Source organism: Candidatus Methylomirabilota bacterium (assembly GCA_035764725.1).
Lineage (GTDB): Bacteria > Methylomirabilota > Methylomirabilia > Rokubacteriales > CSP1-6 > DASRWT01.
In genome coordinates, this window is sequence record DASTYT010000068.1 from 1 (window position 1) to 10,609 (window position 10,609).

General features: G+C 70.7%; 10 protein-coding genes. 4 read left to right on the top strand and 6 right to left on the bottom strand.

Annotated features, from left to right (window positions below; all coding sequences use genetic code 11):
* Window positions 1-147 precede the first annotated feature (147 nt).
* A complete protein-coding gene (locus VFX14_11870; protein ID HEU5190377.1) occupies window positions 148-1,245 on the top strand; it encodes an amidohydrolase family protein in 1,098 nt (365 codons plus the stop codon).
* 13 nt (window positions 1,246-1,258) lie between these two features.
* Here VFX14_11870 and VFX14_11875 read toward each other — a convergent pair whose 3' ends face one another.
* The 6 genes from VFX14_11875 to VFX14_11900 are packed head-to-tail and all read right to left on the bottom strand — an operon-like array spanning window position 1,259 to window position 8,545.
* The gene (locus tag VFX14_11875) at window positions 1,259-1,672 is read right to left on the bottom strand and encodes a hypothetical protein (GenBank protein HEU5190378.1); all 414 of its coding nucleotides are present in this window, start codon (window positions 1,670-1,672) and stop codon (window positions 1,259-1,261) included.
* Window positions 1,669-5,220, bottom strand: a complete 3,552-nt coding sequence (locus VFX14_11880) for a proline dehydrogenase family protein (GenBank protein ID HEU5190379.1) — start codon at window positions 5,218-5,220, stop codon at window positions 1,669-1,671. Before VFX14_11880 ends, VFX14_11875 begins: the two co-directional genes overlap by 4 nt.
* A gap of 16 nt (window positions 5,221-5,236) precedes the next feature.
* Window positions 5,237-5,671 (bottom strand): peroxiredoxin, encoded by a 435-nt coding sequence (locus VFX14_11885; protein HEU5190380.1) that lies wholly within the window; start codon window positions 5,669-5,671, stop codon window positions 5,237-5,239.
* Complete coding sequence (locus VFX14_11890; GenBank protein HEU5190381.1) at window positions 5,665-6,477, bottom strand: TIM barrel protein; 813 nt, start codon at window positions 6,475-6,477, stop codon at window positions 5,665-5,667. The genes VFX14_11885 and VFX14_11890 overlap by 7 nt, the downstream gene beginning before the upstream one ends.
* Entirely contained in the window at window positions 6,474-7,190 is a 717-nt protein-coding gene (locus VFX14_11895) for an MBL fold metallo-hydrolase (protein ID HEU5190382.1), read from the bottom strand. Before VFX14_11895 ends, VFX14_11890 begins: the two co-directional genes overlap by 4 nt.
* Window positions 7,191-7,192: 2 nt before the next feature.
* Window positions 7,193-8,545 (bottom strand): M20/M25/M40 family metallo-hydrolase, encoded by a 1,353-nt coding sequence (locus VFX14_11900; protein ID HEU5190383.1) that lies wholly within the window; start codon window positions 8,543-8,545, stop codon window positions 7,193-7,195.
* Window positions 8,546-8,593: 48 nt separating this feature from the next.
* On the opposite strand from VFX14_11900, the gene VFX14_11905 reads away from it, so the two are divergent.
* The 3 genes from VFX14_11905 to VFX14_11915 form a co-directional block, all read left to right on the top strand.
* Window positions 8,594-9,409 carry a fumarylacetoacetate hydrolase family protein gene (locus tag VFX14_11905; GenBank protein ID HEU5190384.1) on the top strand — a complete coding sequence of 272 codons (816 nt, stop codon included), beginning with the start codon at window positions 8,594-8,596 and terminating at the stop codon, window positions 9,407-9,409.
* Between the two features lies 1 nt (window position 9,410).
* Window positions 9,411-10,280, top strand: a complete 870-nt coding sequence (locus VFX14_11910) for an MBL fold metallo-hydrolase (protein HEU5190385.1) — start codon at window positions 9,411-9,413, stop codon at window positions 10,278-10,280.
* Window positions 10,281-10,297: 17 nt separating this feature from the next.
* The coding region (locus VFX14_11915) for an SDR family NAD(P)-dependent oxidoreductase (GenBank protein HEU5190386.1) at window positions 10,298-10,609 on the top strand (312 nt) is incomplete at its 3' end.

A 10,609-nucleotide genomic window follows, 5' to 3' on the forward strand; every position in this document is an offset into this window, starting at 1 on the left:
TGTTCGGGTTCGATGATGGAACAGTGGGCGGGGCACCGAGCTCAGTTACGGTCTTGCGGGACCCAGGAGGCCACGGGCTCCCGCCCACCTTCACCCGGCTCAGCTTAGCGCCGGGCACGTTCTGAGAGATACAAGGAGGGCTCGGCCATGACCACACGCCGGGAATTCCTTCGGACCTCCGCGGCCACCGCCGGCCTCGTCTTCGTAGGCTGCGATCTTCTCGCCGCCCGGCCGGCGCGCGCGCAAGCGCGCCGGCGCGAAGTGTTCGTGGACGGCAAGCGCGTCAAGACCATCGACGTCCACGCCCACTGCGCGGTGCCGGAGGCGCTCGCCCTCATGAACCTCAAGCTCGCCGGGCCGGGGCTCCGCACCGACCTCGACATGGCGACCCAGCTCGGCGTGCGTCTGCAGGCGATGGACGAGCAGGGGATCGACGTGCAGGCCCTCAGCATCAATCCCAACTGGTACAAGGTCGACCGCGACCTCGCCAAGCAGGTGTGCGCGATCCAGAACGAGAAGCTCGCGGCGGCGTGCGCCGCCACTCCCGACCGCTTCGTGGCCTTCGCCACGGTCGCGCTCCAGCATCCCGACCTCGCCGCCGAGCAGCTCGAGGAGGGTGTGAAGCGCTTCGGGCTCCGGGGGGCCGGCATCGGCGGCAACGTGGGCGGCATGGAGATCAGCGACCGGAAGTTCGATCCGTTCTGGGCCAAGGCAGAGGCGCTGGGCGTGCCGGTGTTCATCCATCCCCAGGGAGACGGGGCGCCCGATCAGCTCAACTCGCGCTTCCAGGGCAACGGCTATCTCGGCAACGTGATCGGCAACCCGCTCGAGACCACCATCGCGCTCTCGCACCTGATCTTCGAGGGCACGCTCGACCGGCATCCCAGGCTCAAGATCATCGGCGCCCACGGTGGCGGCTTCCTGCCGTCCTACTCGGGGCGCTCCGACTTCGGCTGCCCCACACGGCCCGATCTCTGCCCGGGCGGCACGCACGGGACCATCAAGAAGAAGCCGACGGACTATCTCAAGCAGATGTACTACGACACGATGGTGTTCAACCCCGAGGGCGTCCGGCATCTCGCCGCCGAGGTCGGCACGGGTCAGCTCCTGGTCGGGACGGACTATCCCTACCCGTGGACCAAGACGCAGGTGGACCTGATCTTACAGACCCCGGGGTTCAGCGACGTGGACCGCGCGGCGATCCTGGGCGGCACCGCCGCGGCGCTGCTGAAGATCGCGATCTAGCGCGGCGGCGGCGCTACGCGTACATCGGCCGGCGGTCGTTCAGGCGGATCCACCCGCGCGCGACGCGGTAGACGAACCAGATCCCCACCAGGCCGAGCGGGATCCAGACGATCAGGATCCCCACGCCGAGCGTCGCGATCACGAGCAGGATGCAGAGGCTCGCCCAGAGCAGGCCGAACCAGAACGTGCGGATCTGCCATCGGAAGTGGGTCTCGAGCCAGCTCCCCCGGACCTCGCCGCGCTTCACGTAGTTCAGAATGACCGCGATGATCGACGGCCAGCCGATGAGGAAGGCCCCCACCACCGTCGCCGTGCCGACGATCCCGATGACGAGGCTGGTCGCGTGCAGTGCGTAGATGACGTGGGTCCAGGTCACGAGGGACTCCGTCGCGCCGGGCGACGGCGTCGGCATCGGGGCGTGGGTCACGGCGCTCCCTCCTTGATCGGCTCGGTGAGGCTGCCGTAGCGGTGGCGGACGCGCGACACCGCCTGCTCGCGGAGATACCAGCGTAGCTCGAGGCGCCCGTTGGCGAGCACGGGCGCGTCGATGACGGCCAGCCCGCGGCCGTTGGCGGCGGCGTGTGCCGCCGCGGACAGCGGCTCCCAGGCGCGCACCCGCTCGGCATCGGTATGGAGCTCGAGCCGCTCGACGAACGCGGCCTCGTCCTCCACCACCACCTCCGCGCCGGGACAGCCCGCGACCCAGTCCGTGTCGCCGGAGTCCGGCGTGAGGCTCGCGGTGAGCGGCACACCCGTCACGTGGGCGGCGAGGATGACGCGGCCGAGCGCCGCCACGCCCTCGGCCTTGGCGGTGGAGCCGCGCGCGAGCACGCGGCGGCACGGCCGGTAGAGGAAGAGGTTGTCCTCGCCGAGTATCCCCCAGGGGTCGTGGGCGACGCCGAAGTGCCGGCGCCAGGCGCGCGCATAGCTGGCGGCGCTGGCCTCCGCGAGCGCCTGCAGCTCCGCGTCGGCGAGGGGCTCGAGGCAGGAGGCGAGCACGGCGGCCAGCGCCTCGGACAGGGGCTCGCCGTCCGCCGCGGGGAGCGCGGCCTGCCGCCATCGCGCCAGCTCGAGCACGTAGTTGGGGCCCCCGGCCTTGGCGCCCGGTCCCACCGACGACGCCTTCCAGCCGCCGAAGGGCTGGCGGCCCACGATGGCGCCGGTAATGGGGCGGTTCACGTAGAGATTGCCCGCATCCAGCCGGTCCACCCAGTGCGTGACCTCGCGATCGTCCAGCGTCTGGATGCCGCTGGTGAGGCCGAACGGCGGCCGGTTGGCGAGGGCGATGGCATGGTCGAGACCGTCGGCGCGCATCAGCCCCAGCACGGGGCCGAAACACTCGTTCAGGTGGAAGAAGGAGCCCGGGCGCACCCCTAGCTTGATGCCCGGCGACCAGAGCTGGGGATTGTCGCCGTGGGGCCGCGGCTCGAGCAGCCAGCTCTCGCCCTCGTCGAGCACGGTGAGCGCCTGCTGGAGCGCGGGGCCGGGCGGCTGGGTGAGCGGGGTGATCCGGCTCGCCGGCTCCCACGCGCTGCCCACCGCGAGGCTCGCCGCGGCGTCGCGGAGCTGGCGGCGGAACGCCTCGTCGTCGTAGACCTCGGCCTCGCAGATGGCGAGGCTCGCCGCCGAGCACTTCTGGCCGTTGTGGCCGAAGGCCGAGCGCACGAGATCGCGGATGGCCTGATCGCGGTCGGCCAGCGCGGTCACGATGATGGCGTTCTTCCCGCTGGTCTCCGCGTAGAGCGGCAGGTCGGGCCGCCAGCCGAGGAAGAGCCGCGCCGTCTCCACCGAACCGGTGAGGATGACGCCGCCCACGCGCGGGTCGGTGACGAGCGCGCGCCCCACCTCGTCGTCGGGGCAGGGGAGGAACTGGAGCAGCGAGAGCGGCACGCCGCCCTCCCAGAGGCACTGGGCCAGATGCGCGCCCACCAGCACCGCTTCCGGCGCGGGCTTGAGGATGACGGCATTGCCGGCGGCGAGGGCCGCGAGCACGCCGCCGGCAGGGATGGAGAGCGGGAAGTTCCAGGGCGGCGTGACGACGACGACGCCGAGCGGCTTCATCGCGCAGTCGGCCAGCTCGGACGCGCTCTCGAGCAGGGTGCGCGCGTAGTAGCGCGCGAAGTCCACCGCCTCCGAGACCTCCGCGTCGGCCTCGGTCACCGTTTTGGCGCCATCGAGGATCATGGCGCCGATGAGATCGGCGCGGCGCCGGCCCAGCGCCACCGCCGCCGCTTCGAGCAGGGCGCCGCGCTCGAAGGGGGACCGCGCGCCCCACGACGGCTGCGCCGCGCGCGCCACCGCGAGAGCGCGATCGACGTCGGCCGCGCCGGCCAGGGCATAGCGATAGGCGACCTGCCCGGGGCGTGAAGGGTCGCGCCCCTCCACCTCGCGCGCGCCCGCGTGGAACGCGCCGCCGATCTGCAGGCGAATCGCTTCGGGCGGCCGCGCGCGCCAGGTCGTCATCACCTCGTCGATCCACGCGCGGTTGGCGGGCAGCGTCCAGTCCGTGTCGGGCGCGTTCGCGAACGGCACGTTCGGCGCGCGCGGGACGGACGGCGCCTGCGCTTCCGCCCGCCGGTCCTGGGTGCGGCGCGGCGCGTCCGGCACCGACTCGGCGATGACGAAGGCATCCAGGAACCGATCCCGCTCGGCGTCCCAGTCCGCCGAGCCCGGCTCGAGGTCGAAGACGTGCCGGAGGAAGTTCTCGGGCGCGGTGTTCTCGTCGAGGCGGCGCACGAGATAGGCAATCGCGCTGTGGAAGTCCTCCGCGCGCACCACCGGCGCGTAGAGGAGAAGACCCCCCGCGAGCGCCTGCACCGCGCGGGCCTGATGGTTGGCCATCCCCTCCAGCATCTCGAACTCGATCCACGGCTCCACGCGGTGCTCCGCGCGCAGCACCAGGCCGTAGGCCACGTCGAAGAGGTTGTGGCTGGCCACGCCGAGATGCACGGCCTCGGCGTGCTCGGGGCGGACGCCGTAGGCGAGCATCCGCTTGTAGTTGGCGTCGACCTCGGCCTTCGTCGCATAGGGCGCCTGGGGCCAGCCGTGCACCGCCGCCTCGATGCGCTCCATGGCGAGGTTGGCGCCCTTGACGATGCGAAGCTTGATGGGCGCCCCGCCGCGCGCCCGCCGCGCGACGGCCCACGCGGTCAGCGCGCGCTGCACCCGGAACGAGTCGGGCAGATAGGCCTGGAGCACGATGCCCGCCCGCAGCGGGAGGAATTCCTCCTCGTCCAGCACCTCCTGAAACGCGGCCACGGTGAGGTCGAGGTCGCGGTACTCCTCCATGTCCAGGTTGATGAACTTGGGCGTGACGCGGCCGTCGGGATGCGTGTAGTCGTGCCGGGCCGCGGCGCGATAGAGCCGGCGGAGGCGCTCGGCCACGTGGGCCACGGTGGCGCGAAAGGCCACGAGGTCGATCTGACTGAACACCGACGACACCTTGACGGAGATGTACTCGACGTCGTCGCGGGCGAGGAGGGCCAGGTACGCCTCCATACGCCGGCCCGCCTCTCCCTCGCCCAGAATGGCCTCGCCGAGCTGGTTCAGGTTGAGGCGCATGCCGTCGCGGCGGCGCTCCGTCAGATAGCGCGTGAGCTCGCTTTCCTCGCCGGGCAAGATGACGTTCTGGGTCTCGTGGCGGAGCCGCGCCACGATGGGCGGGACGACCAGGCTCGGCAGGTAGTGCGCCATCGCGCCGCCCAGGAGCAGGGCGACGCGCTCCCACCAGTCCATGTACTGCGGCACACCGTAGCGGTGGAGGAGGTAGGCGAGCTGATCGGCGATGCGCTCGGGCCGGTGGCTGCGGAAGGCTTGGTCGGCAAGGGCGATGGTCAGCTCCTTGCCGTGGGGATCGGCCATCATACGCGCGAGCTTGGCGGCGCGCGCATGCTCGTCGCCCGTCTGCTGCGCGCGCGCGTCACGCAGCAGGGCCTCGGCGAGCTCGACGGCGCGGAGGGCGAGGGGCTCGCTCATTCCGCGCCGCCGGGGATCACAGGGTCTTCAGCACCTCCGATGGCCAGGCGCGGGCGTCGACGCGAGCGTGCCATGCCTTGATCTTGCCATCCTTGTCGATGACCACGCCCACGCGCTGCGCCCCCTTGGCGGGATCCGCGTTGGCGCCGTAGGCGGTGCCGATCGTCCGGTCGGTGTCGCAGATCAGGGGGAAGTTGAAGTGGAACTTCTCGGCGAACGTCTTGTTCTCCGCCGGAGTGTCGAACGACACGCCCAGGATCACCGCGTTCTTCTTGTCGTAGTCGGCCTTGAGGTCGCGGAACCCGCAACCTTCGGCGGTTCAGCCGGGCGTGTCGGCCTTGGGATAGAACCAGAGCACGACCGTCTTGCCCTTGAAGTCGGCGAGCTTGACGGGGTTGCCGTTCGCGTCACGGCCGGAAAAGTCCGGGGCCTTGTCGCCTGGATTCAACATGCGTACCTCCTGAGCGCCTCGTGCGCTCGACGGGCCCGCTCGACGGCGGGCAGATGCGCGAGGGCCGCGCTGGGCGCCTCGACCGCGAGTGGGATGGATGGCGGGAGGGCGGCGATCAGCTCGGCCACGGGAAGCGCGCCCTCGCCGGGGAAGAAGCGGCCGCCGCGCGCCTCGCGGATGAGATTGGGCGTGTCGGTCGGCGCCGGCATGTCGGGCCCCGCATCGCACATCTGGGCGTAGTGAAAGAGGGCCGGATCCACGGTGTGGAGATGCGCGGGCTGCCCGCCCGAGCGGCTGAAGTGGAGGAAGTCCACCACGACCGAGGTGTTCGCGCGCCCCGACTGCTTGACGAGCCGCGCGGCGTCGGCGAGCGTGCGCACGCCCGTGTACACCGCGAACTCGAGGCCCACGCGCAGCTCGTACTTCGCCGCCCGGTCGCAGAGCTCGGCGAAGCGGTCCAGCGTGCGCGCCTCCTCGGGCTCCGCGCTCATCACCAGCACGTGCTTGGCGCCCAGGCGCGCCGACACCTCGAGGAATCCTTCCGGAACACCGACGGGCTGATCGGGCTCGAAGCGCAGGAACTCGGTATCGAGGACGGTGACGCCGGTGTCCGCGAGCCGCGCCAGGGTCTCGCGCAGGCAGGGCCCGTCGCGCAGGCAGTCGTAGGGCGGGATGCCCACGCTGGGCGTCGCGGTGAGGCGAATGCCCACGTGCGGGAAGCCCGCGGCCGCCGCCGCGCTCACCAGCTCGGGCGGCGTGGCGTCGAGAACGGTGAGATGCGCGAGGGAGAGCGGGCGCGCGGTCACCGGCGCAGCCGGTTGTCGTAGAACTCGGCGAGCCGGTCGAGCTGCGCGGCGCCGTCGCCGGTATAGGAGGAGCCGTGCATGACGGCCAGCGTGCGCGGCTTGAACCCGCCGAGGCGCCGAAGGGTGGACCCGACGAACGGGCCGACGGCCATGAAGGGGTACTGCTTGTCCGCGGCGACCGCGGGCTCCAGGATGTCACCGTCGGTCAGCGGCTTCGGGTCGCCCACGTGGGTGAAGAGGTCGCTGCAGAAGAGGGTGCCCGTGGTCTCCTCGAACATGAGCCCCGCGTCCCAGCAATGCGGCACGTGCGGCGTGTCGAGGCGGCGCACGCGCTTGCCGCCGAGATCCAGCACCTCGCCATCGGCGAGCGCGCGCGGAGGCCGCGGCGATTGATCGTTCAGCCAGATGCCGAGGCCGATGGCGCCGTGAGTCACCGTGCACTCGGGGGCGGCGTCCAGGAACTCGTTCAGCGCCCCGCACTCATCCGCCTCCACGTGGCTGAAGGCGATCCAGCGCAGGCGACGGAGGTCGATGATGCGCGCCACCGCCTTCGACACGGCGGGAAAGAGCGCACGCTGCCCGCAGTGGAAGAGGAGCGGCTGCTCCGCGTCCACCAGGAACTGGTTGAACTGTAGGCCCTTGGGCCCCACCTGGGGCAGGAAGGTGGAGAGGCGATAGATCTTCGGGGCGATCTCGTCGACGCGGGTGTCCATGGTTACCCCAGGAGAAGCTGGCAGGTGTCGAGCCAGGCTTGCGTGGTGAGAGCGAGCGACTCCACGTCCACCCGCTCGTCGTTGCCGTGAAAGCGCCCGGCCATCGCCTCGGCGGTGAGGGCGCGGGAGAAGAGGCCGAAGCCGTAGGCCACGGCGCCCCGCTCGCGGAAGTAGGGCGCGTCCGTGAAACCCACGATCATCCGGGGCGACAGGCGCGCGCCGGGGTAGTGGCCCGCGACCACCTTGCCCAGCACGTCCCAGAGCGGCGTGTCGGTGGGCGACATCGAGGCCGGCTTGGAGTAGAGCTTCTCGATCTCGACTTCGTCGGCGAGGTCGCCCAGCGCCTTGTCGAGGTGCCGCCGCACCTCGTCCTCGTCGTCGCCCGGCACGGTGCGGATGTCCACCTCGACGTCCACCGCGTCGGGAATGATGTTGGTCTTGTTCCCGCCCCGGCACATGTTGGGCGAGAACGTGGTGTGGCTGGCCGACCAGAGATAGCGCGCCATGCTCGGCGAGAGTCCGGCGATGGCGTCGTCGACGCCGGCAGGATCGAGGAGCGCGGCCTTCACGGCAGGGGCCAGATCCAGCGTCTGCACGAAGGTCGCCCACAGCGCGTCGACGTACGGCGAGGGGCGATAGTCGGCGAGGCGTCCCACCACCTTGGCCGCCTTCACGAGGGCGTTGTCGGATCCGTACGGCATCGAGCCGTGCCCCGGCGTGCCCGTCACCTTGAGCCGGCGCCAGGCCACGCCCTTCTCGCCCACGTGCACGACCACGTTGAGGCCGTCGCCGTGCTTGGGCCGGCTGACCGTGCCGCCGTTCTCGGTGAGGAGATAGTCGGCGCGCAACGCGTCCCAGTGCTCCTCGCACACGTGCCCCGCGCCGAGCGTGCCGCCCGCTTCCTCGTCCGCACACGCGAGATAGACCAGCGTGCCGCGCGGCTTCCATCCCCGCCGCGCCAGCGTCTTCAGCGCCACCGCCTGCGAAGCGGTGAGGTTCAGCATGTCGACCGCGCCGCGCCCCCACACCTCGTCGTTCACGAGCTCGCCGCCGAAGGGATCGCGCGACCACGTCTTCGGGTTCACGGGCACCACGTCGGTGTGACCCATGAGGCAGAGGGTCGGCGCCTTGGGATCGCTGCCCTCGATGCGTGCCACCAGGCTCGTCCGGCCGGGGGCGGCGAGGGGCTCATACACTTCGAGGTCGAGCCCGCTGCCCTGGAGATACGTCCGCAGCACATCGGTGGTCCGCACTTCCTGGCCGGAGGCGACGGACCCGTCGTTGACGCACTGATTGCGGATGAGCTGCTGCAGCAGCTCCACGGTTTGCGAGGTGACGGCGGGGTCCACCGGCATGCGATCCTCCCGACGCTCACAATACCATCTCGGAGTAGAATCCCCGACATGCTGACCCCAGAGCGGATCGACGCCAGTGCCCGCGCCAGTCTCGAGATGCACCGGAAGCGCGAACGCTACCGCCCGCTCGATCCCGCCGTGCGCGGTGGCCCGCTGGACGACGCCTATCGCATCCAGGACGCGCTCCACGGGCTCATGAAGGCGGAGGGCCGCGGCGAGATCGTGGGCTGGAAGATCGCGCTCACCTCGAAGGCCATGCAGCAGATGACCGGTGTGGACCAGCCCGCCGCGGGCGCCCTCTTCTCCACCGTGGTACATCAGTCGCCCGCCATCGTCGACGTCGGCGACTATCACCATCTCGGCATCGAGTTCGAGGTCGCCGTGCGCATGAGGGACGATCTCCCGGCCGGCGGGCCGCCGTGGACGCGCGAGTCCGTGGCGCCGCACGTAGCCTCCTGCATGCCCGCCTTCGAGCTCGTGGAGGACGGCAACGCGGACTACAAGAGCCTGGACGCCTTCACCCTGATCGCGCAGAACACGTGGAACGGCGGCGTGGTGCTGGGGACGCCCATGACCACGTGGAAGAACGTGAACCTCGAGACGGCCGTCACGCGCGCCTGGGTCAACGATGCGCCCGCGGGCGAGGGGAAGACGGGCGACGCCATGGGCCATCCCCTGGAGGCGCTCGCCTGGGTGGCCAATCTCCTGAATCGCCGCGGCCGCCGGCTCGAGCGCGACATGATCGTGATGACGGGCAGCAGCATCACCACCAAGTTTCCGGTGCCGGGCGACCGGGTGCGCTTCGCCATCGAGGGGCTCGGCGAGGTGACGCTCGAGGCTACGGCGCCGCCGGGGAGGCTCTGAAATGCTCGAGCGGACCGTCGGCGACATCCGCATCACCCGCGTCATCGAATCCGAGCGGCCCGACTTCGAGGCCGCTCAGTTCTTCCCGAGCATCACCGCCGAGCAATGGGGGCCCTATAGACAGCGCCTCGCCGGCTGGGCCATGGACGTCGGCTCGAACGGCCTCGTGTTCCCCATGCAAGCTTTCCTCCTGCGCACGAAGCACCACACGATCGTGGTCGACACCTGCGTGGGCGACCACAAGAAGCGCGTGCGCCCGACGTGGAACATGACCACCAGCGGCGAGTTCCTCAAGCGCTTCTCGGAGACCGGGGTTCGGCCCGAGCAGGTCGACTACGTCATGTGCACCCACATGCACAACGACCACGTGGGCTGGAACACGCGCTGGGAGAACGGGCGCTGGGTGCCGACCTTCCCCAATGCGAAATACCTCTTCAGCGAGAAGGAGCTCCAGTACTGGACACGCCTCCACAAGGAGACGCCGCAGAACCAGATCGAGGACAGCGTGCTCCCCATCGTCGAGCAGGGGCGCGCCCAGCTCGTGAAGAACGACTTCGCCATCGGCGACGAGGTGCGCTTCGAGTCAACCGCCGGCCACACCCCCGACCACATGAGCGTGCACATCAGCTCCCGCGGCCAGGAGGCGGTGATCACCGGCGACCTCATCCACTCGCCCGTCCAGTGCCTGGAGATGGAGTGGGTGCCGCGCCCCGACTACGACCCACCGCAGGCCGCGGCCACCCGCCGCGCCTTCATGGAGCGTTACTGCGAGCGCGACGTGCTCGTCTGCGCCTCGCACTTCCCGTCGCCCTCCTTCGGCCGCTTCGTGCGCGAGGGCAAGGGCTTCTGGTTCCAGTACCTCGAGGGCTGAGCGGCACGGAGGACGCCATGGATCTCGGGCTCACGGGCAAGAAGGCCATCGTCACCGGCGGGAGCCTCGGCATCGGCAAGGCCATCGCGCGCGAGCTGGCGCGCGAGGGCGCCGACGTCGCGGTCGTGTCGCGCACCAAGGACGTGCTGGAGGCCGCGGCGAGCGAGATCGCGAAAGAGACGGGCCGCCGCGTGGAGGGCGGCCCACACGCGCGCGGGGGGGCACCGACTTCTGCGAGAAGGCGTCCTCTCAGGCCTTCGCGTACTCGAACCAGAATCCGTTGCCCTCACGGACGACGCGGCCGAACGAGGGCGACGGGAAGTGCGAGG